The organism is Novosphingobium sp. BW1, assembly GCF_008107685.1.
Taxonomy (GTDB): Bacteria; Pseudomonadota; Alphaproteobacteria; order Sphingomonadales; family Sphingomonadaceae; genus Novosphingobium.
In genome coordinates, this window is record NZ_VIRF01000085.1 from 1 (window position 1) to 21888 (window position 21888).

General features: G+C 66.2%; 15 protein-coding genes and 1 pseudogene. 6 read left to right on the top strand and 10 right to left on the bottom strand.

From position 1 onward, the window contains the following. Nucleotides 1-1468 (bottom strand): pitrilysin family protein (locus FMM79_RS16160; RefSeq protein WP_148628485.1); only part of this gene is annotated, 1468 nt, incomplete at its 3' end. 254 nt (nt 1469-1722) lie between these two features. Here FMM79_RS16160 and FMM79_RS22330 point away from each other — a divergent pair. Next, nucleotides 1723-1938: pseudogene (locus FMM79_RS22330) on the top strand (DUF4197 family protein); the annotation flags it as partial. 22 nt (nt 1939-1960) lie between these two features. On the opposite strand, the gene FMM79_RS21950 reads toward FMM79_RS22330, so the two are convergent. After that, the gene (locus FMM79_RS21950) at nt 1961-2110 is read right to left on the bottom strand and encodes a hypothetical protein (protein ID WP_240339253.1); all 150 of its coding nucleotides are present in this window, start codon (nt 2108-2110) and stop codon (nt 1961-1963) included. Nucleotides 2111-2370: 260 nt separating this feature from the next. Here FMM79_RS21950 and clpB point away from each other — a divergent pair, with 260 nt between their 5' ends. Beyond that, complete coding sequence (gene clpB, locus FMM79_RS16170) at nt 2371-4950, top strand: ATP-dependent chaperone ClpB (RefSeq protein WP_148628487.1); 2580 nt, start codon at nt 2371-2373, stop codon at nt 4948-4950. Nucleotides 4951-5160: 210 nt separating this feature from the next. Here clpB and FMM79_RS16175 read toward each other — a convergent pair whose 3' ends face one another. The 3 genes from FMM79_RS16175 to FMM79_RS16185 form a co-directional block, all read right to left on the bottom strand. After that, nucleotides 5161-8154: a TonB-dependent receptor domain-containing protein gene (locus tag FMM79_RS16175; RefSeq protein ID WP_162528532.1), complete on the bottom strand. Its 2994-nt coding sequence runs from the start codon at nt 8152-8154 to the stop codon at nt 5161-5163. 356 nt (nt 8155-8510) lie between these two features. Next, entirely contained in the window at nt 8511-9137 is a 627-nt protein-coding gene (locus tag FMM79_RS16180) for a hypothetical protein (protein WP_148628489.1), read from the bottom strand. 109 nt (nt 9138-9246) lie between these two features. Further along, nucleotides 9247-9990 carry a 2OG-Fe(II) oxygenase family protein gene (locus FMM79_RS16185; RefSeq protein WP_148628490.1) on the bottom strand — a complete coding sequence of 248 codons (744 nt, stop codon included), beginning with the start codon at nt 9988-9990 and terminating at the stop codon, nt 9247-9249. Nucleotides 9991-10083: 93 nt separating this feature from the next. Here FMM79_RS16185 and FMM79_RS16190 point away from each other — a divergent pair, with 93 nt between their 5' ends. Next, nucleotides 10084-10815 (top strand): 2OG-Fe(II) oxygenase family protein, encoded by a 732-nt coding sequence (locus FMM79_RS16190; RefSeq protein ID WP_148628491.1) that lies wholly within the window; start codon nt 10084-10086, stop codon nt 10813-10815. 14 nt (nt 10816-10829) lie between these two features. After that, a complete protein-coding gene (locus FMM79_RS16195; RefSeq protein ID WP_148628492.1) occupies nt 10830-12530 on the top strand; it encodes a putative 2OG-Fe(II) oxygenase in 1701 nt (566 codons plus the stop codon). 90 nt (nt 12531-12620) lie between these two features. Here the strand turns inward: FMM79_RS16195 and mtnP are convergent, their stop codons facing one another. Genes mtnP through FMM79_RS16210 form a run of 3 tightly spaced genes read right to left on the bottom strand, consistent with a single transcriptional unit; the run spans nt 12621 to nt 14975 of the window. Continuing rightward, a complete protein-coding gene (gene mtnP, locus FMM79_RS16200; RefSeq protein ID WP_148628493.1) occupies nt 12621-13511 on the bottom strand; it encodes an S-methyl-5'-thioadenosine phosphorylase in 891 nt (296 codons plus the stop codon). After that, nucleotides 13501-14130: a TetR family transcriptional regulator gene (locus FMM79_RS16205; protein WP_148628494.1), complete on the bottom strand. Its 630-nt coding sequence runs from the start codon at nt 14128-14130 to the stop codon at nt 13501-13503. The genes mtnP and FMM79_RS16205 overlap by 11 nt, the downstream gene beginning before the upstream one ends. Before the next feature lie 59 nt (nt 14131-14189). Continuing rightward, the gene (locus tag FMM79_RS16210; protein ID WP_148628495.1) at nt 14190-14975 is read right to left on the bottom strand and encodes an SDR family oxidoreductase; all 786 of its coding nucleotides are present in this window, start codon (nt 14973-14975) and stop codon (nt 14190-14192) included. Nucleotides 14976-15483: 508 nt separating this feature from the next. Here FMM79_RS16210 and FMM79_RS16215 point away from each other — a divergent pair. Next, nucleotides 15484-18309: a TonB-dependent receptor domain-containing protein gene (locus tag FMM79_RS16215; protein ID WP_240339254.1), complete on the top strand. Its 2826-nt coding sequence runs from the start codon at nt 15484-15486 to the stop codon at nt 18307-18309. 440 nt (nt 18310-18749) lie between these two features. Continuing rightward, nucleotides 18750-19037 (top strand): hypothetical protein, encoded by a 288-nt coding sequence (locus tag FMM79_RS16220; RefSeq protein ID WP_148628497.1) that lies wholly within the window; start codon nt 18750-18752, stop codon nt 19035-19037. On the opposite strand, the gene FMM79_RS16225 is transcribed toward FMM79_RS16220, so the two are convergent. Together FMM79_RS16225 and FMM79_RS16230 are read right to left on the bottom strand one after the other, a co-directional pair. Continuing rightward, entirely contained in the window at nt 18977-20200 is a 1224-nt protein-coding gene (locus FMM79_RS16225) for a glycosyltransferase family 1 protein (protein WP_148628498.1), read from the bottom strand. The two genes, FMM79_RS16220 and FMM79_RS16225, sit on opposite strands and share 61 nt — an antisense overlap. A gap of 174 nt (nt 20201-20374) precedes the next feature. After that, on the bottom strand, nt 20375-21844 hold the full coding sequence (locus tag FMM79_RS16230; protein ID WP_240339255.1) for an oligosaccharide flippase family protein: 1470 nt from the start codon (nt 21842-21844) through the stop codon (nt 20375-20377). Nucleotides 21845-21888 lie beyond the last annotated feature (44 nt).

Sequence of the window (21888 nt, forward strand, 5' to 3'; positions counted from 1 at the left end):
GGGCGGGAGTGGTGTCCTCATCGCCCCAGCCGCCCAGCGCACCGCCGTCGAGCGTGCGTTCGCCCGGTACTGTCGCGAGCTTGAAGACCGGGCGCGAGAGCCATTTTTCTAGGACACTACGCACCTTTTCGGGCGTGAGCGCGGCCATGGCTTCAAGCCGCGTCTTGTAGAAGGCGGGGTCGCCCGAATAGACCATGCCCTCGGCCAGCGTCGCGCCCTTGCCGGCAAAGCCGCCGACCCGTTCGAGCGCGCCGATCTCGTTGGAAAGGGTGGAGACGACCGCGCGCTTCAGTTCGTCCTCGCTTGGCCCTTCCTTGAGGTATTGGGCGAGGACGGCGTCGAAAGCGGCTTCGGCCTTGGCACGCTCGATGCCGGGCTTCACCATCATCGCCATCGAAAGCTGGCTCATCGCTTCGTAGGTTTGGGCGGATGCGGTGACGCCAACCGCCAGCTCCTGTCCGCGCACCAGGGCGTTGTCGAGGCGCGAGGAGGCGAGGCCGCCCAGGATGTGCATGCCGACCTCCAGCGCGGGTGCGTCGGGATCGTTGAGACCGGGGCCGGTCCAGGTGCGGGTGAGGCGCAGGACCGGTACCTGGTCGGTGATGTCGCGCGAGGCGCTCTTCTCCAGCGTCACGGGGCCCGCCGTCACCGGGTGGATCGCAGGCCCGCGCGGGATTGCGCCAAACCACTTTTGGACCATCGGCTTGGCGGTCTTGGCGTCGATGTCGCCTGAAAGAACGAGCACGACGTTGTTGGGGCCGTAATGGTCGGTGAACCAGGCGCGCACGTCGGTGAGCGAGGCGGCATCAAGGTCCGCCATCGAGCCGATAGTGCTGTGGCGGTAGGGGTGGCCGACGGGGAGCAGGCCTTCGGAAATGACATAGTCCTCAAGGCCATAGGGTTGGTTGTCGCCCTGCCGCTTCTCGTTCTGGACGACGCCGCGCTGCTGGTCGAGTTTCTCCTGGCTGACCGCCGGGAGGAGATAGCCCATGCGGTCGCTCTCCATGAAGAGCGCCAGGTCCAGCGCGCCGGTGGGCACCGTTTCGACGTAGTTGGTGCGGTCGTACCAGGTCGAGCCGTTGGTGGGCGTGGAGCCCGCCGCCTCGAGCGGAATGTCGAAATTGGGCACGTTCGCCGAGCCGCCGAAGAAGAGGTGCTCGTAGAGGTGGGCAAAGCCGGTGCGCCCGCGCGGCTCGTTCTTGGAGCCGACCTTGTAATAGGCCGTGACCCCCACGATCGGGGCCTTGCGGTTGGTGTGGACGATGGTGGTCAGCCCGTTTTCCAGCTGGAAGCTCTCGTAGGGGATGTCGACCTTGGCGACGAGCTCTTCGGGGCTGGCGGCGCCCGGTGCCGAGGCAGGCGCGGAGGTTTCGGTCCGGTCTCGGGCCGCAAGCGGCTGCGGCGCGAGGCTGGTGACGAGAAGGGCGGCGGCAAGAGCTCCAAGGCTCGCACGGGTTCCGATACGCATGGTCTCGAAGCTAGCAAAGTTACCGAGCCGCGCAATCGAAATACCGTGCGAAAAAAGGCCGCGAATTCATCCTCTTTTGCACGCGTACGCGCGCACGGACGTGCTTGCCGGGCGGGGGCTCGTCTGCATTCGTTCGCGCACGGCAACACACACGGCCCAGAGGCCGGACAGCAGTGGATATGGACTGGGATGCGAAGGCGCCGATGTGGAACCGCCGAGAGCTGCTGCAGAGGGGCGCGGGCAGTCCGCTCGATATGACCGGGGGCCTTGTGCGCGCGGTGAACGAGGCAGCGGGCGTCGCGGCGGGGGCGGCCAAGCCGGTATTGCGCACCGCGATCCGCGATCTCCACGTGGCCGACATGCCGGGTATCGCCTCGCGCTCGGACGGGGCGACGCGGTACTTGCGCACGAGCGCGGGCGAGAAACGGCACGGCGCGTTGCGCCCGCTCGTCGACAACGGGCTGGAAGAGGTGGGGGCCTATAGGTGGGGGCCTATACCGCCAGCTCGACGGCCTGACGACTTCGTCGCGGCTGGTGAAGCGCGCGGGGCTCACCTGCGACGCGCTGGGTGGCTCGGTCACCGAACAGGCGCTCGGTGGATTGCTGCGCGGCGTGCTGGGGCAATAGAAGCTCTATTTTCAAGGGGCCATCGCCCCTTGGCCCCCAAACTGTCTAGCGCACCCGTCTCAGGCACCGAGGCGTGAGAGCCCTGAGGTAGACGCTGTGGGGGGGCGGAGGGCGATGGCCCTCGGACCTATTCATCTCCTTTCGGCTGATTTGATCGCGGGCAATTGAATTGGCCGGCAAAGCGCCCAGATACAGCCATGGAAATTTTGGTGGGGCACCTCTTGTGTTGCAGAAATGCAACATCATATCTGGGGTGTCAGGAGGCAAAACAGACCATGAATCTCGAAAAGTTCACCGACCGCGCGAAGGGCTTCCTTCAGGCTGCGCAGACCGTGGCCATCCGCAACAACCATCAGCGCATCAGTCCTGAGCACATCGCCAAGGCTCTCCTGGAAGATGGCGAGGGTATGGCCGCCGGGCTGATCCAGCGCGCCGGTGGCAATCCCAAGATCGCGGAAAGTGCGATCGACAAGGCGCTGGCCAAGATGCCCGCCGTGTCGGGTTCGGGCGCGCAGGCGACCCCGGGGCTCGACAACGACGCGGTGCGCCTGCTGGACCAGGCCGAACAGCTCGCCACCAAGTCGGGTGATAGCTATGTGACCGTCGAGCGCATCCTGCTCGCGCTGGTTCTGGCCGCCACTACCGAGGCGGGCAGGGCGCTGGCTTCGGCCAACCTCAACGCCAAGGCGCTGGAGGGGGCGATCACCGAGCTGCGTGGCGGGCGCACGGCGGACAACGCCTCGGCCGAAAACGCCTACGATGCGATGAAGAAGTACGCGCGCGACCTCACCGAGGCGGCCCGCGACGGCAAGCTCGACCCGGTCATCGGCCGTGACGAGGAGATCCGCCGCACCGTCCAGATCCTCGCGCGCCGAACCAAGAACAACCCCGTCCTCATCGGCGATCCGGGCGTGGGCAAGACCGCGATTGCCGAAGGCCTTGCGCTGCGCATCGCCAATGGCGACGTGCCCGACAGCCTCAAGGACCGCGCGCTGATGGCGCTCGACATGGGCGCGCTGATTGCAGGCGCTAAGTATCGGGGCGAATTCGAGGAGCGTTTGAAGGCCGTGCTCGACGAGGTGAAGGGCGCCGAGGGCCAGATCATCCTGTTCATCGACGAGATGCACACGCTGATTGGCGCGGGCGCCTCGGAAGGCTCGATGGATGCGGGCAACCTGCTGAAGCCCGCCCTTGCGCGCGGCGAACTGCACTGCATCGGCGCGACCACGCTCGACGAATACCAGAAGTATGTCGAGAAGGACGCCGCGCTCCAGCGCCGCTTCCAGCCCGTCTTCATCGGCGAGCCTACGGTCGAGGACACCGTCTCGATCCTGCGCGGCATTAAGGAAAAGTACGAACTGCACCACGGCGTGCGCATCACCGACGGTGCGCTGGTGGCAGCCGCGACCCTGTCCAACCGCTACATCACCAACCGCTTCCTGCCCGACAAGGCGATCGACCTCATGGACGAGGCGGCGAGCCGCATCCGCATGGAAGTGGAGAGCAAGCCGGAGGAAATCGAGAAGCTGGATCGCCGCATCATTCAGCTCAAGATCGAGGAGCAGGCGCTCGCCAAGGAGAACGACAGCGCGTCCGCGGACCGTCTCGTCACTTTGCGCGAGGAACTGGCGAACCTGGAGCAGCGGTCTAGCGAGCTCACCACCCGCTGGCAGAACGAGCGGGACAAGATCGCGGCGGAAGGCAAGATCAAGGAAAGCCTCGACAAGGCGCGGATCGAACTCGAACAGGCGCAGCGCTCGGGTGACCTTGGTCGAGCGGGTGAGTTGTCCTACGGCACCATCCCCTCGCTGGAACGCCAGCTCGCCGAGGCGCAGGCCCAGTCGGCCAACGCGCTCCTGCGCGAGGAAGTGACCGAGGACGACATCGCAGGCGTCGTCTCCAAGTGGACCGGCGTTCCGGTCGACAAGATGCTGGAGGGCGAGCGCGAGAAGCTCCTCAAGATGGAGGAGGTGTTGGGCAAGCGCGTGATCGGGCAGGGCCAGGCCGTCCAGGCCGTCTCCAAGGCCGTGCGCCGCGCGCGCGCCGGTTTGCAGGACCCCAACCGTCCGCTCGGTTCGTTCCTGTTCCTGGGCCCGACGGGCGTGGGCAAGACAGAGCTCACCAAGGCGCTCGCCGAATTCCTGTTCGACGATGACAGCGCGATGGTGCGCATCGACATGTCCGAGTTCATGGAGAAGCACGCGGTCGCCCGCCTGATCGGCGCGCCTCCGGGCTACGTGGGCTACGAGGAAGGCGGCGTGCTGACCGAAGCGGTGCGGCGCCGTCCCTACCAGGTCGTGCTCTTCGACGAGGTGGAGAAAGCGCACCCGGATGTCTTCAATGTCCTGCTTCAGGTGCTCGACGACGGGCGCCTGACCGATGGACAGGGGCGCCAGGTCGACTTCACCAACACGCTCATCATCCTGACTTCGAACCTGGGCAGCCAGTTCCTGACCCAGATCGAGGACGGCAAGGATGTCGAAAGCGTCGAGCCGCAGGTGATGGACGTGGTGCGCGGGCATTTTCGCCCTGAGTTCCTGAACCGCTTGGACGAGGTCATCATGTTCCATCGCCTTGGCCAGGACCACATGGGCCCGATTGTCGATATTCAGGTGGCGCGGGTGCAAAAGCTCCTCAAGGACCGCAAGATCATGCTTGACCTTTCCGATGCGGCCAAGGCGTGGCTGGGCCGGGTGGGCTACGATCCGGTCTACGGCGCACGGCCTTTGAAGCGCGCGGTGCAGAAGTACCTGCAGGACCCGCTCGCCGAGAAGCTGCTGGCGGGCGAGATCCCGGACGGCTCACAGCTGGCCATCGGCGATGGCGACGGGGCACTGACGATCGCCGTCGAGTAAAAAGGAAGGATTCAAGGGGGCATCGCCCCTTGGACCGCGGAATCGGCGACCTTATCCTTGGCAGCCCGCGTGGCGTGAGAGTTCCGAGGTCGGCCGTTCGGGGAGGCCGAGGGCGATGGCCCTCGCAAAGTCCTTCTTCCCTCCCAATAAATGAAAGGGCCCCAGGATCGCTCCCGGGGCCCTTTTCTGTGTGCCGTTGCGGCGCGGCTATCAGAAGCGCGCGGTCACGCCGACCTTGTAGTAGCGGCCCATGAAGCCGCTCCAGTAGGTGTCGAGGCCGCCGCCCGCAGGGGCGGGGTAGGGCGCGTTGGTGTCGAACACGTTGTCGACCATCAGGCGCAGGGTGTAGTCCTCGTTGATGTCGTAGCTGATCGAGCTGTTGACGAAGGCCACCGCCGGACGGGTCGGGTACTGGTAGGTGTTCGCCGACGCGTCGGGATCGACCTGAGCCTTCCCGATGTACTGGACCTGGGTGTAGGCCGTGAAGGGGCCATTCATGTAGCTCGCGTTCACCGTGAACTGGTGCTTCGAGTAGCCGATGCTGCCACGATCGGTCTGGATGTCACCCGTACCGATGCGCGTCTCGAGCGTGTCGATGTACTGGTACGAACCGCCCAGCTGAATCGCGCTGTTGGCGCCCAGGAACGGGGTCTCGGTGAAGTAGTGCAGCTCCCCGATCAGGCCCTTGTACTTGTACGAGGCCGCGTTGAGGTAGCCGGTGCGGATGAATTCCACCTGGCCGTCCGCGTCGCGATCGATCTGGTCGCAGGCCGCGCTGGGGAAGCTGGTGGCATCGTAGCAGGCTTCCAGCGTGCCGTCGGCATCGACGCTGACGATCGCGTTCTTCAGGTTCACGCTGACCCAGTCCACCGCGAGCGAGAAGCCGGGAAGGAAGGTCGGGGTGAAGATACCGCCGATGGTCCAGCTGTCGGCGGTTTCGTTCTCGAGGCTGGTGTTGCCCGAGAGCGAACCACGCGAGGTGAAGTCGACGATGGTCGAGGTGAAGTCGGCGGGAAGGCCGTCGGCCGCACAGTTCGCCGCACGGTTGGCCGGGTTGGGGCCTGCGGTGATGAAGCGTGCATCGCACGGATCGTCGGCGGTGGTGAAGATCTGGCTCGTCGGGTTGTAGAGCTCGGTGATCGCGGGCGCGCGGATGGAGCGCGTGAAGTTGCCGCGAATGCCGAAGTCCTTGAGGAAGCTGACCTTGCCGCCTGCGGTCCAGGTGAGGTCACCGCCCGCCAGCGAGTTGTCGACGTAACGTCCGGCGCCGTGCAGCTCGGCCGAGTACAGGAACGGAACGTTCATGTCGGGCGAGATGAGCGGAACCTGAAGTTCGCCGAAGACCTCGTTGGTGTGGTAGCTGCCGCGCACCGGATCGATCGGGATCGAACGGCCGTACTGGGTACGCGCACCATCGGGATCGTTGGGGTCAACCGCGCCGTAGAAGAAGGCGCCCGGATCGAACGAGGACTTCTCGTTGCGGTGTTCATAGCCCAGCGCAAAGCCGACGCCGCCTGCGGGCAGGTCGAACAGCGTGCCGGTGATGTCGGCGGTGACCATCCACTGCTCATTGATCGCGGTGGGGTGCGCGGTCGTGGTGATGTATTCACCCACTTCCGGACCGTTCTGGTTGCCGAACGGGTTGAACGCCACGCAAGTGGCCGAGCCGGTCTGGATCGGCGAGTTGGTGTAGCCGTCCTGGCAGCCTGCCAGCGCGTTCTCGAAGTTCTGCTGGACCAGCTCGCGGCTCGAACCGCGGGTCTTCGAACGGCCGTAGTTGCCGATCACTTCCCAGCTGAGGTCGCGGCCCGCGACGTTGAAGTCACCCTCGAGGCCACCGGTGATGCGGTAGAGTTCGACCGTGGAGCTGCCGCGACCCGAAACGAGGTCGGTGTTGGCACGGCCTAGGTAGAACACGTCCTGGCCCTCGGGCAGCTGCGCGGCGATGGTCTGGCGCGCCGCATCGCTGAGGAACGGGTTCGACAGCGGGATGATAAGATTGCCATCGGGATCGCCGGCATCGCCGAACAGCCAGGTGTTGTAGACCGGCTGGGTGCGCAGTTCGGTGCCCTTCGAACGGGCGTAGTTGAAGTCGACCGTGGCCTTGATGCCGTCGGTCAGCTCGTAGTCCGCGTGGGCGTAGCCCATGTAGCGCTCGACCGGCGAAAGCAGGTTCGAGAGCGGAACCAGGCTCATGCCGTTGCCGCCCGCCGACGCGGTGGCGCCGTGCACGGTGCCGAAGTCGATCGGGGTGAGGTTGCCGTTGCGGTCGAAGCCGAGCGTGTTGCCCTGGTCATCGAGGATGCCGTAGTTCAGACCGGGCGCACCCAGCGGGCCAAGGTCGCCGGGGATGATGTCGATCGTGCTCGGCAGGCCGTAGGGGCTGAGCGCGGGAATGCGACGGTCCTGGATAATGACCTGGCTGTAGGGCGAATCCCCGACCGGCGAGGTGTAGAACAGGCCAGCGGCGGTGCGCTTGCGCGCCTCGTAGGTCATGCCCTCGGTGCGGTTGTATTCAAACGCGCCGACAATGTTGCCGCGCCCGCCGCCGAAGCTAGTGCCGGCCAGCGCGCCAAGGCGGTGGTTGGCGCCGTCACCGCGACTGGAAAGGCCGGTCTGTGCGTTCAGCTGGATGCCGTCGTATTCCTTCTTGAGCAGGATGTTGACGGTGCCCGCGATCGCGTCCGCGCCGTAAATCGGCGCGCCGCCCACGGCGATCGTCTCGACGCGGTCGAGCGCGAGGGTGGGCAGGGTGTTGAGGTCAACCTGCGAACCGGCGGCCGAAGGGCCAAAGATCGAGGCGGTGTTCGAGCTGACGAAACGGCGGCTGTTGACGAGTGTCAGCGTGCGCTGCGAGCCGAGGCCGAAGAAGTTGAGGAAGCTCTGGCCCGAACCGAAGCTACCGCCCTGGCTGCCCGTGGGGCTGGAGCCAGGGGTGCCGAAAGCGGGAATCGTGCTCAGCGCATCGGCAATGTTGGTAAGGCCGCGCTTCTCCATGAGCTCGCTGTCGATGATGATCGAGGGCTCGAAGGTGTCGGCGTTGGTGCGCGCGATGCGCGAGCCGGTCACGATGATCGCGTTGTCCGGGCTCTCTTCGGTGGCGGCCGGAGCGCTATTCTGCGCGAGTACGGGGGTGGCGCTCAGCGCAACGGTCGTGAGACACGTCGCTCCGATAAGCGCGGTGCGCATGATGTTGGTCTTCAATGGTTTGCCCCTTGTTTTACACATACACTGCGGTCGCCCGCCAGCACCGGGGGGTGTTGGATCGGCAAGCGAAACGGGGTAGGAGGGCTACCCCCTCGCGGCGTCGGGGAACGGATCGCGCCGATTGTGCTTCGGGGCAACTCCTAAGACAACTGACTTAGGAAATTCCAAAGACGGTGTAATAAAGTTGCCACACTCGGATTGGCGGCATGTGTTGCGCTGTCAAATTTGTGTTTCAAAATGTACAAATTGTGCAAGCTTCCGCATTGCTGAGAGATGTGGTCGGGGATTTGTTGCCTGCGCACGAAATGTTCGTAGGTGGTAAGCCTCCCGCCAAGAGCGGGAGGAGCAGTCCGTCAGCGCACGCGGTGCGCCTTGACCCCCATGTGCCCATTCAGCCGCATCCAGTACGTGCCGAACGCGGCCGCCTCGAATTCCACGCTGTCGCCGACTTTGGGCGCGGACGCGCTGCGCCGTTTGGTGGTGGTCTCCCAGACCGCGTTGGCCTCGGCGATGGTCACCCGGTAGTAGCCGCGGGGCAGACCCTCGACCTGGGTGATTGTCGAGACGAGGGTGTGCTCGTCACCATCGCGGGCCTCCTCCATGCTGTCCGCCTCGGCCGTTTCGGCCTTGGCGCTGCGGGTCTTGGAGAAGATCGCGATCTCGGGCACCGCGAAGCCATAGAGCGAGCGACGTACCTGGCGTGCCTCGTCCTCGTCGACGATGGCGACCGCGCCGGTATCGCTCGCCGCCAGGAGCGCGGCGCTCTCCCTGTCAAAGCAGGCGAGCCGCGCGGCATCCTCGGCAAGCGCGCGGCACTGGGCGAGCCCGCGCAGCGCGGCGGGCAGCTCGCCGCGCTGCGCATTTGCGGACAAGGGGGCCAGCGCCAGTGCGGCGCCGAGCGTGGCGCCCAGCGTGACAGGCGTGACGAACGGCGCGCGCAGGCATGCACCGCGAGCAAAACGAGCGGTTTTGTCAGCCATCGGTCTTCAGGTCTCCTCGGCACGCGTGGCGGTGCCTGGGCGCCAGCATAGCAGCGGCCTGTGCAAAATGAAAAGCCGCATCATGTCCCGGAAAAGGCGCCGGAAACTCTCAGGCCGGGGCAGGCCCCTTGCGCATCCACCCGGTGACCGCATAGCGCCGGTTGGGGGCCGCGCGGGTCACCTCGCTGACCGAATGGGCCTGGCCCACGCGGATGAGGTCGAGCGTGTTGAAGGCGGGCACGGCGATGCGTCCCTGCTCGCTCCCGTCATGGAGCAGCAGCAGCCCCCCCCATTCCGCGCGCCAGGCCGGGTTGAGGCCCAGCACATAGGCCGCGTGGCGCCGCTTGCCGGGGACCGCATCGTCGTGCGCGGTGAGGAAGTCGCCCGGTGCATAGGCGGTTCCTTGCGCGTCGGCGAAGGTGAGTGCGGCCTCGCCGGTGATCTCGCCCAGGAGTGCGCGCACGGGAGCCGACGACATCCAGGTTGCGAAGCGGGCCAGAGGGTCGGTGCTCTTCGCCCGGGCCTTCGCGCTGTCGGGGACGCGCAGGGCCTCGTAGCGGAACTGGAAGCCGCTGCGCGCGCCCGCGTAGACCGCATCGTCCATCGCCCTGGCCTGTTCGGGCGAGAAGCTCTTGCGGGTGGGGCGGTCAAGCTCGAAGCTTTTGTCCCGGCTGTTGATGACCTGCACCCAGTCATCGCGCGCGCGCAGCGCGCGCCAGAGCGCTTCGGCGCAGGCGTCTTCGAGGAAGCCTTCCAGGCGCGTGTGCCCGCCTTGTGCGAATTTGTCGGCGGCCGCCTGCGTGTCGAGAGCGGGATTGAGCGTGAAGGTCAGGGACGTGGAGGTCAGGGACATGGCAGGGTGCGCGGCTTCGTCTGTGATTTCCATCAATGCACATGGTGGGCGACTTGGGAAAGGCGCGGAGCCTGTGCTACTTGCGGAGCCACGATGACGCTATCCCTCTTCGAGATCAATCCCGCGCTCGACCGCGCGGCCCTTCGCGCGAGATTCCTGGAGCATGGCCGGGTGCAGGTGCGCGATTTCCTGAAGCCCGAGGCGGCGCAGACGATCCGCAGCGTCCTGGAAAAGGAGACGCCCTGGGGGCTCGCCTGCCAGGCTGGGGAGGAGCCGCACACAACGCTGCGGCCCGAGCAGATCCAGGCGATGAGCCCGCAGGAGCGCCAGGCACTGGCGCAGAAGATCTATGGTGCCGCGGCGAAGGGAGAATACGCGGTGCGCTTTGCCAATTACCCGATGCTCGATGCCTACCTGCAAGGGTGGGACCGCAATGGCCCGCTCGCGCTCCTGCTTGAACACATCAACGATGCGCCTTTCCTGCAGCTGGCGCGCGACATCTGCGGCATCCCGGAGCTACGCAAGGCCGACGCGCAGGCGACCCTGTTTGCGCCGGGCGACTTCCTGGGGCCTCACACCGACAGCCACGTTGCTGAGGGCTGGCGCGTGGCTTACGTGATGAACTTTGCCCACCCCGATTGGCACCCCGACTGGGGCGGCTACCTCCACTTCCTCGACGAGGACGGCGATGTCATCGAAGGCTGGCGGCCGCGCTTCAACGCGCTCAACCTGCTGTGCGTGCCGCAAAGCCACATGGTTAGCTACGTTGCGCCTTTCGCGCCCGCGCAGCGCCTGGCCATCACTGGCTGGCTGCGCGATCGGTGAACGCCTCGCTCGACATGAGGCGCATCGGCCAAATGCGCGAGGCGGCGCTCAGCGCCGAGAAGGCGGGCCGCGCGGGCGAGGCGAAGGCCCTCTTCGACGCGGCGCTTGCGCTCGCACCGGACGAGCCCCGGCTGCTCAACAGCGCGGGGGGCAGCGCGCTGCGGCTGGGCGATACGACGCGTGCCGAGGCGCTCTACGCGCGTGCCTGCAAGGTCGCGCCGGCTGAACTGGAATACGCCGTCAACTATGCCATCGTGCTCGAACAGCTGGGCCGCGCGGGTGAGGCGGCGCGGCTCCTTCAGGGGGTTGAGGCGAAGGGACGTCACGAGGCGCGCTACTGGTCGACGCGCGGTTCGGCTGAACGGGCGAGCGGCGATCTGGTTGCGGCCTCGGCCAGCTACGAGGCGTGCCTGACTCTTAACGCGGGACATCCGCGAGGTCTGCACGGACGCGCACGCGTTGCGCTTGAACGTGGCGAGGGGGATGCCAGTGCGCGCTATGCCAAAGCGCTCGCGGTCAACCAGGGCGATGCGAACCTGTGGCTGGGGCGAGCCATGGCGCTGGAAGCCGAAGGCGAGTTTGCCGAGGCGCGCAAGATTGCCGATGCGCTCTCGGCGCAGATGCCCGGCTGGCTCGATGCGCACCGCTACCTTGCCGAACTGCGCCTCAATACCGAGGCGGGCGCGCTGGAGGCCGGGCGCTTTGCCGATCACTATGCCGCGGCCAGCCGCGCGCTGCCGAATAACGCCGCGCTGGCGGTGGCCTGGATCGGCGCGCTGAGCGGCGCGGACTGCACGGCGCAGGCGTACGCGGTGGGCGAAGACGCGCTCGCGCGCATGCCGGACGATCCCGACGTACGTGTGGCCGCCGCAACGGCGGCGAGCGCGGCGCGTGATTTTACGCGGGCCGATGCGCTCTTTGCCGAACTGCCCGCGCGCGAAGGGCGTGCCGGTGTGCTCGCCCGGGTCGAGGAAGCGCGCCACCGTCTGCGCTGCCGCGATCCGGAACGCGCCGAGGCGCTGCTGGCACGCGCGCTGGAAGAGGCCCCCTACGATGTCTCGGGCTGGGGACTGCGCTCGCTTGCCTGGCGCATGCTGGATGACCCGCGCGAGGAATGGCTCCACGGTCAGCCGAACATGGTGCGCCGCCTGCCGCTCGCCATCTCCGATACCCAGTGGGACGAGATCAAGGCGCGGCTCCACGCGCTGCACGAGACCTCGTTCGTGCCGGTCGGCCAGTCGGTGCGCGGGGGCAGCCAGACGCGCGGCGGGCTCTTCGCGCGCACCGAGGCGCCGCTCAAGGTCCTGCACGATGCGATTCTGCAGGCGATCGAGACCTACCGGACGGGCCTTCCGCCGCGCGATTCCACCCACCCTCTGCTAGCGCGGCGCGACGAGGACCTGGCCATTGCGGGCTCATGGTCGGTGCGGCTGGGGCCAGGTGGACGCCATACGGTTCATATCCACCCCCAAGGCGTGCTTTCCTCTGCGCTCTACATCGACCTGCCGCCACTTGCCGACGATGCGCCCGGCGCAGGCTGCCTCGAAGTGGGCGGGGCGCCGCCCGAAATGGGCCTCGACCTGCCCCCGCGCCAGATCGTGCCCCCGCTCGAGAAGCACCTGACGCTCTTTCCCAGCACGCTCTTCCACGGCACCGCCCCCTTCGCGCAAGGGCGCCGCATGACCGTTGCCTTCGACGTGGCGGTGCGGAGCTAAGGCTTCCAGGGCCTTCGAAAAGGACAGGGGTCAGAAAGAAGGATTTCCGAAGGCCATCGCCCTCGGAACTTCTACCTTTGACCTTCTAGCTCAGTCCTTTTCGCCGAACAGGCGGCAGGCGACTGCGTCGAGGCGGCGCACCAGCGCGGGATCGCGCGCATGGGGTGCAGTGATCAGCGCGTGTTCGAGCGCGGTGTCGATGGCGACGGCTTCGCGCCGTTCGGGCAGCCCCTTGGCCAGTTCGCTTACCGTCTTGCGGGCAACCTGCGCATTTTTGTGCATGACTTCGAGCACGTGGCTGACTTCCACGCCCTCTTCCTCTTCGCGCCAGCAGTCGTAATCGGTGACCATGCCCAGCGTCGCGTAGGGGAGTTCGGCTTCGCGCGCGAGGCGCGCCTCGGGCATCGCGGTCATGCCGATCACGTCCGCGCCCCAGGCCTGGTACATACGGCTTTCCGCGCGGCTGGAGAACTGCGGGCCTTCGATGCACACGTAGGTGCCCTTGGTGTGGACGTGGCCGCCAGCAAGGCTCGCGGCCTCGGCGAGCGCCCCGCGCAGGCGTTCGCAGGTGGGGTCGGCCATCGATACATGGGCAACAAGGCCCGTGCCAAAGAAGCTGTTGGTGCGCTGGCTTGTGCGGTCGATGAACTGGTCGACCAGGACCATGTGCCCGGGCGCCATTTCCTCGCACAGCGAGCCGATCGCCGAGAGCGAGATGATGTCGGTGACGCCGCAGCGCTTGAGGACGTCGATGTTCGCGCGGTAGTTGATCTCGGAGGGCGGGATCGCGTGGCCTGCGCCGTGGCGCGCAAGGAACGTGAAGCGCACATCGCCCAGCCGTCCGGTGGTGACCGGACCGGAGGGTTTTCCGAAGGGGCTGGCGACCTCGATCTCCTGCGCGTCCTCCAGTTCGATGCCAGCCGCAAGACCCGATCCGCCAAGGACCCCGATGTGCCAAAACGGCGATTTTTCAGCGCGCAAGGATACCTGCCATGATGATGTCGAGAGTGTGTTCGCGATAGCGGTCGCGCAGGGTCTCGGTCAACGTGTCCTGGTCGAAGCAGTGCTTGAGGACGAGGCGCGCCGAGAAGAAGCGGTCGGCCGCCCCGGTCACGGTGAAGTAGAACAGCTGCGGGTCGGTGGGGCGGAACACCCCGGCCGCCACCCCGTCGCCGATCAGGCTTTCATAGGCGCGGTACATCGGCGAAAGGTAACAGTCGGCGATGCGGCGCGCTTCGGCATCGTCGCTCTCGCGGATGACGCGCATGGTGAGGCGGTTGAGGTAGGGCACCTCGTAGAAGGTGTCGACGACCTTGAGGATATGGCGCCGCAGCTTGGCCTCGGGCGCCCAGCCGTCCTTGGCGACAAGCGCATCGACCGAGGTGACGATGGCCTCCCAGTCGCGATCGAGGAGGGCTTTGAGCAGCCCCGCCTTGTTGCCGAAATAGTACTTCACTAGCGCGGAATTGAGCCCCGAGCGCAGCGAGAGTTCGGCGAGCGAGATGTCGATGACATCACCGTCGCGCATGATCGCACTGGCCGTGTCGAGCAGCAGCGCGCGTGCGCCCGGGGGGGCATTGAGATCCTGTTTATCCGCCATGTCGTGGTCCTTCCTCGCTCCGGTCGCGCGGTGCAAGCCCTTTTGCGGGCTCTCTTTTTCTATTTTGGGCCCATACGCACCGCGCCGTCGAGGCGGATCGTGGCGGCGTTGAGATAGTCGTTCTCGGCGATGAACAGGGCAAGGCGCGCGTATTCCTCGGGCTGGCCCAGGCGCTTGGGGAAGGGGACCGCCGCGCCCAGTGCCTCCTGCACGGCGTCGGGCATCCCGGCCACCATCGGCGTTGCAAAAATGCCAGGCAGGATCGTGTTGACGCGGATGCCATCGGCCATGAGGTCGCGTGCGAGGGGGAGTGTCATCGCCGCCACGCCGCCCTTCGATCCGGCGTAGGCGACCTGGCCGATCTGCCCGTCCTCGGCCGTGATCGAGGCGGTGTTGACGATGACCCCGCGCGCGCCGTCCGCGCCTAGCGGGGGCAGCGTGGTCATGCCCTGTGCGGCATAGGTGCAACACCGGAAGGTGCCGACGAGATTGATCGCGACCGCCGCCTCGAACAGCGCCATGTCGTGGCGCGTGCGCGCCCCGCCTTCCCGTTCGCGCCCGACGGTGCGTGCGGCGGGCGCGATCCCCGCGCAGTTGACCAGTAGCCGTTCCTGCCCGTTGGCCGCGCGGGCCTTTGCAAAGCCCTGCGCGACACTTTCCTCGCTGGTGACGTCGACCACGCAAGGGACGGCTCCGATCTCCTTGGCCAGCGCGGAAACGGCCTCGCGGTTGCGGTCGAACAGGGCGACCTTCACGTGCTGTGCGCGCAGGGCGCGGGCGGTGGCCGCGCCCAGGCCCGAGGCCCCTCCGGTGACGATCGCTGCGACATCCTCTGCCAGTTTCATGGCCTGTGATTCCCTTCTTTGTGCCACACCATTTTGCCTTTGCAGCATGGGCTGCAGGGGCACAGTTGCATTCTTGCAATTGGCTCGGGCGGGGTGCGGCCTGTTTAACCGCGTGATTAAGTCGGGGGATCGGAAGGGTCAATTGCGCTCGGTCGGAATGTTGATGCTGCGCAATAAGATTTCACCATCATATGGTTTTTCGAAAGATGGTCGCGTGTAAAGCAACCCCATGCGCATTTGTCGTGCGGGGCTGCGATGCAGCGGAAATCGACCGACAAAACGTGAGCAACAAATGGCGCTCACAGCGATGTTGCAACAAGGCAACAGGCGTCGCGTCATTTTTCCGTCATGCACAACATGGGATTGAAAGGCGCCCGCGAGAACGCAACAAAACTGACGCATGGCGGTCTTGCGCGCAACGCGAGTTGGACCACCGGCATCCGGGTCCCCTGACAGGATTGGTCACGCACCTGTCGGGAGAGCTGAAGCAACAAGGGACACACAACTAGTGAAAACACACCTGAAGAAGGCCGCGCTGATCAGCGCGACGAGCCTGACCGCGGCGGCGGCTCTGGTCTCGACGAACGCCTATGCCCAGACCGGGCCGGCCGAGGCGTCCGAGCCCAGCGGCGAGATCATCGTCACCGGTTCGCGCATTGCGCGTCGCAACGTCGAATCCGCAGCGCCCGTTGCCGTCGTCGACAGCGAAGAATTCGCCCTGTCGGGTGCAGTGAACGTCGAAAGCGTCATCAACACGCTGCCGCAGGTCGTTCCCGGCACCACCTCGTTCTCGAACAACCCGGGTGGCGGCGTCGCGACGCTCAACCTGCGCGGTCTCGACTCGGCTCGCACCATGGTGCTCGTCAACGGCCGTCGCTGGATGTTCTACGATACCCAGCAGATCGTCGACCTCAACACCATCCCCTCGTTCCTGCTCGAGTCGGTTGACGTGGTGACCGGCGGTGCTTCGGCTGTGTATGGTTCGGATGCGCTTGCAGGTGTGGTCAACTTCCGCCTCAAGGACGTGCAGGGCCTTGAGATGGGCGCGCAGTACGGCGTCACCAGCCGCGGTGACGGCCAGCGTCTGACCGCCAACTTCGCGTTTGGCGGCGAATTCGCCGACGGCCGTGGCCACGCCACTGTCTACGGTGAATACTACGACCGCAAGGACGTCTTCGCCTCGGCCCGCAAGTTCTCGGAAGACGTGAACTGGGATGACTACGAAGGCGGCATCATCCCGGGCGGTTCCTCGACCACCCCGCAGGGCCGTTTCACCTCGACCCTCAGCGCGGATGACTGCCCCGTCGGCAACGTCTACTGCTCGCCGGGCGCGTTCTACGAGACCCCGGGCGCTGGCCGTCCGCGCGTTGCCACCGACCTCTACAACTACGGTCCTGTCAATTACCTGATGGTTCCGCAGGAACGCTACCTGATGGGGGGCTATGCCGACTACGAATTCTCGGACGGCCACACTGCCTACACTGAAGTTTCGTACGTCAACAACCGCGTCGCCAACGAGCTTGCCGCCACCCCGGTAACCGGCACGTTCAACATCGACATCGCGACCGCCGCGCAGTTCATCTCGGCCGCCGACGTTGCTGCGATGAACCAGCTCGACACCGATGGCGATGGCCAGGTGGCCATGTCGGTCCAGCGTCGTACCCTTGAGGTCGGTGCGCGCAACTCGCTCGACGAGCGCAGCGCCTTCCGCGTCCTGCTCGGTGCGCGTGGTGAGATCACCAGCAACATCAACTACGACGCGTACTACATGTTCGCGCGTACGCGTAACTCGAACATCCAGTCGGGCAACGTCTCGCGCTCGGCTTTCCAGGCTGGCCTCGACGGTTCGGCTCCGGGGATCAACATCTACGGACCCGGCACGCTCACGCAGGCGATGGCCGATCAGATCGCGATCACTGCGCAGAACACCGAGATATCGACCCTTCAGGTTGCCTCGGGCGTTATCAGCGGTTCGCTGTTCAACACCGGCATGAGCCGCGACGATGTCGGCTTCGCGATCGGTGCGGAATACCGCCGCGTTTCGTCGGAATTCATCCCCGACACCGCGCTGTCCTCGGGTGACGTGATCGGCTTCAACGCCGGCTTGCCGACCGAAGGTGCCTACGACGTCAAGGAGCTCTTCGCCGAGCTTCGCGTGCCGCTCGTCACCGACACGCCTGGCGTGTACCGCCTCGAAGCGACGGGTGCAGTCCGTTATTCGGACTACTCGCTCGGCGCCGTGGGCGGCGTGTGGGCTTACGCCGGTGGCCTCGAATACGCGCCGATCCCGGACGTGACCCTGCGTGGTCAGTACCAGCGTGCGGTTCGTGCTCCCAACGTGGACGAACTGTTCGGCGGCCAGTCGCAGGGCTTCCCGGGCGCGACCGACCCGTGCGGGGCGAACCAGGCTGCGGCCGGCCAGACCGACGTCGTGCGTCAGCTCTGCGTTGCCAGCGGAGTTCCCAACAGCGCTGTCTGGACCGACACCATCCAGCTCAACACGCAAATCCAGGGCCTGTTCGGTGGTAACGCCGACCTGCAGGAAGAAACCTCGGACTCGTGGACGGCCGGTGCGGTGTTCACGCCGACGTTCCTGCCGGGCTTCGTCGCCACGGTCGACTGGTATAAGATCACCGTCGATGGTGCGATTTCGACGCTGGGCGGCGGTCTCGCGAACTCGCTGAACCTGTGCTACAACGTGATCCAGGACATCAACAGCGAATACTGCCAGGCCTTCATCGGTTCGCGTAACGCGCTGGGTCAGCTCGACGGCGAAAACCCGCCGGCGATCCTGAACGCCAACACCGGTGCGCTGGAAGTCGAAGGTATCGACTTCGAAGTCAGCTACATGACCAGCATCGGCACGGGCCTGATCAGCGAAGATGCACGCATCTCGTTCAACGTCCTGGGCAACTACACGATCAGCAACATCTACACTCCGGTGGCCGACCTGCCCGAAGAGACCTATGAGTGCGCCGGCCAGTTCGGTCAGCTGGTCTGCGGTCAGCCGACTCCGAAGTGGAAGTGGACCTCGCGTCTGAGCTTCATCGATGGTCCGATGACCACCAGCTTGCGCTGGCGTCACGTGGGCGCGGTGAGCGACGATGATCCCGGCGTCGATTACGCGGTTGAGCGTCTGGGCTCTTACGACCAGTTCGACCTCACCCTCTCGGCTGACGTGACCGAGAACTTCTCGCTGACGGCAGGTGTCAACAACCTGTTTGACAAGCAGCCGCCGACGATGGGCGACAACCAGCAGCAGACCAACACCTGGCCGGGTGTCTACGACGTGCTGGGCCGCGACTTCTTCATCTCGGGCCGCATGACCTTCTAAGGTTTGCAGCCGGGACGAAAGTTCATGCGAAATGGGGGCGTCGGGCTTGGGTCCGACGCCCCTTTTTCATGGGCGGAACGCTTGAGCGATGGGGCATTTTGACGACAAAGTACAAAGCAGGTCAGGTCCGAGGGCCATCGCCCTCGGGCTCCCCGAACTGTTGAGCGTACCTTTCGCGCGCTGCTGTGGCGGAGAGAGGGGAGGTCGCCCATTTTGGGGTCAAGGGGCGATGGTCACTTGAATCTAGGCTGTCTTCTTCCGCGTCCTATTTGGCGAAGGAGGGAAATATGAACTTTCCGAGGGCATCATCCTCGGGCGCTTTGGAGCAATTTGCGCGCTGCGATGGCGAGGCGCGGCAAGAGCGCCTGGACGTCATCTTCCTTACGGGCCGTTCGCATTCGTCTGGACGGGGCTTGAGCTGTGCGGGTAAAGCCCGGGGCATGGCCCGCAAATCCCGGAAGAAGCGCTATCTCACCGCCACGCTGCCCGATGGCTACGTGAAGACGATTGGCCCCACGGCGGATCCCTTCACCCACTACTGGCGCATCGTGGCCGAGTTGGAGAATGGCAAGACCGAGGTTTTCTGGGGGCACACCCGCAGTCTGGCAGAGGCGAAGAAGTTGAAAGGTCCCGCTGGAGACGGCGCACGCAAGCGGGGCTGGACGGGTTATCGTTTCGAGATTGCCGAACTTGTCGAAAGCGAGGAGTCGCCCGAATCCCAGCTGTAGGCGGGACCTGGGGAAGCCGCGCCTGCTTGCGCGGGGCGCGTGCGCGGGATCAGTGGTTCGAGGACCTGCCACAGCCGTTCTCCGGCGGCGTCCCAGCTCAGCTGGGCCGCGCGCTCGGTCCCCCGGGCGACAAGGTGGCGGGCAAGCTCGCGGCTGGAGAGCAGGGCGTCCACGGCTTCGCGCCAGGCCTGGGGATCCTCGGGCCGGACGAGGAGGGCGCCATCGCTGCAGACCTCGGGCATGGCGCCGGCATGGGCGGCGATGACGGGCGTCGCGCTGTGCATGGCCTCGACTGGAGGAAGGCCGAAACCTTCGGTCAGGGAGGGAAACAGGAAGGCGCTGGCGCCTGCATAGAGCGCGCGCAGTTCAGCATCGCTCACGAAGCCGGTGAAAAGCGCATGGGCGGGCGGCGTCCAGCCCCGGTCATGGTAGGCCAGCGCTCCCGGCCCACCGGCAACGACCAGACGTTGGCCCCCCGCAAGTGGGGCCTGTAGCGCTTCAAACACCGTGCGCATGTTCTTGTAGCCCTTGGCCGATCCCACTGTCAGCACATAGCTTCCGGGGACGAGGCCGTGCCGGCCCAATATCTCCAGGTCGGGCGCTTCGCGGATCAGGTGATCGGTGCCATTGTGGACCACGTCGATCTTGTCGAGCGGGGCTATGCCGAAGCTTGCGAGGCTTTGCCGGGCGAACTCGGAGACGGTGAGGACGCGGCGCGCGCGGCGCCCGATCCACGGCAGCAGGCGGCGATAGGCGCGGGCCTGGCGCCCGGAATAGTCCTGCGGGTAGAGGAAGGTCTGCGCGTCGTGGATCATCACCGCGCTGTTTGCGTGCAGCAGCGGGGCCAGATTGCAGAAATTGACCAGCAGAGAGCCGCGGGCGGCGCGGGGCAGGGTGAGCATCTCCCAGCCCTGTCCGGCGCCGAAGGCGCCTTTGCGCACTTCGGGCGTGAGTCCCGCCAGCGCTCCGACACCGGGGGGGCTGAGTAGGCGGATCGTGTGCCCGTCCTTTTCGTGCCCAGGCGTGCCACGCGTGCGCGTGGGCGCCTGTGCATCGGGCTGGCGGGCTCGGCGCACCAATTGTTGCGTGAATTGGGCCGCAGTGCGGTGGACACCGTTGAGCCCGGCACCCAGGAACTTGGCGTTGACGTGGATCTCACCCATGGTCCTGCCCCCCCGTCCGCGCCACGGGGGCCTGGGGTCCTGCGCAGGCTGGCCTGTCGACTTTGCCGATCCGGGCCGGATACGTGCAGGGCGCAGGCCAGATGGGGGGGGCAATGGGGGACCTGGGCATCGCGATTACTCCGTGAAGCCAAAGGGTAAGGCGGGCATGACGCCTCACCCGGAGAAGACCGAAAGGTCGAGAACGCGCAGGCGCAGCGCGAGCGCAAGGGTGGGCAGTGCCAGCAGGGCGGCAAAGGCGAGGCGTCCTCCCAACGCCGGGAGGGGCGCCGGCGGAAGCAGCGCCTCCAGCCCATGGCAGCCCAGCCCAAGCAGCAGGCCGAAATTCGCGGACAGCAGAATCGCGAGCCCGAGATTGCGCAGGCTTGGCCACACGTCGAGCCGGCCGCGACGCGAGAGCAGTACGAAGGCATAAAGCGTGGAGGCTGCGACTACCCCGACCTGCGCCCAGGCCAGCGCGGCAAGGCCCCAGGGGGAGGCGGCAAAGACTGCGGCCACCGCGACCAGGCTTGTCACCAGGTTGAAGTACATGACCGAGGTGGTGCGCCCGAGCGCTGCGAAGGCGGGCTCGATGAGAAGCTTGCCCGCTCCTGCAAGCGCCCGCAGCGCCATGGCATAGGTAACCACGAGGCCAGCGGCGTAGCTGGGTTGGAAGAACAGCGCGATCATGTTGTCGGCGAGCACGATGATCCCGGCGCCCAGCATGCCCGCCGCCAGGGCCAGCGTGCCGGAAAAGCGGGCAAGCGTGGCGGACAGGTCGTGCCCCTTGCGCGCGGCGGCGCCCATCTGCATGGCCGCGAAGCTGGCCATGGGCTGCATCGCGGTATCCGTGATCCCGGTCGCTACCCGGTTGCCGAAACGGTAGAGGCCGACGGCTGTCGGGCTGTGCAGCAGGCCGAGCAGGAGGTCGGCGGCGTACTGCGCGAGAAAGCCGAGCCCGCGTGAGCCGTAGAGCCCGGCCGAAAAGCGGGCGGCGCCGCGGGCGAGGGCAACGTCGAAGCGCAATTGCGGGCAATCGCGGGCAAGGAAGGCGTAGAGCAGGGCCCCGGAAAGCACCCGGATGGCCCGGAACGCAACCAGCGCGTAAAGCGAATGCCATGTCCACACCAGCGCAGCCCCGCCGACTAGCGCGAACAAGTTCTGCGCGAACATGATCCGGAAGTTGAGCATGGCCGCGCCCCGGCGCAGCAGCGCGGCAGAGGACCATGCCCCGATCCCGGCAAGGGGCTGGAGCAGGGCAAGCAAGAGGATCACGCCGCCCAGGTCCGCGGCCTGGAACAGCCACTGGAGTGGCCAGGCCACGAGCGCGAGCAGGGCGGAAGCCGCGCCGACAAGCCCCAGGATCAGCCAGAAGCAGGTCGAAAGAACCACCTCGTCAGGCTCGCGCGAGGTCAGGATAAACTGGTAAAAGCCGGTATAGGTCAACGTCTGGATCAGGACGATGAAGACGATCGCGAGGCTGTAGACGCCGTAGTCGCCGGGGGCGAGGAAACGGGCCGCCAGCAGTGTGATCACGAGCGTGGAGACCTGTTGCAGCGACCGGGCGGTCATCGCGAAGAGCGCGCGCGCACCCTGCCGCGTTGCTCGGGCAAGGCCCTGCCGCCGGTTCATTCGCGGGGCTGTCATCTCGCCCATCGTTGATGCAATGCTCCCTCTCAATTTCCGCCGTA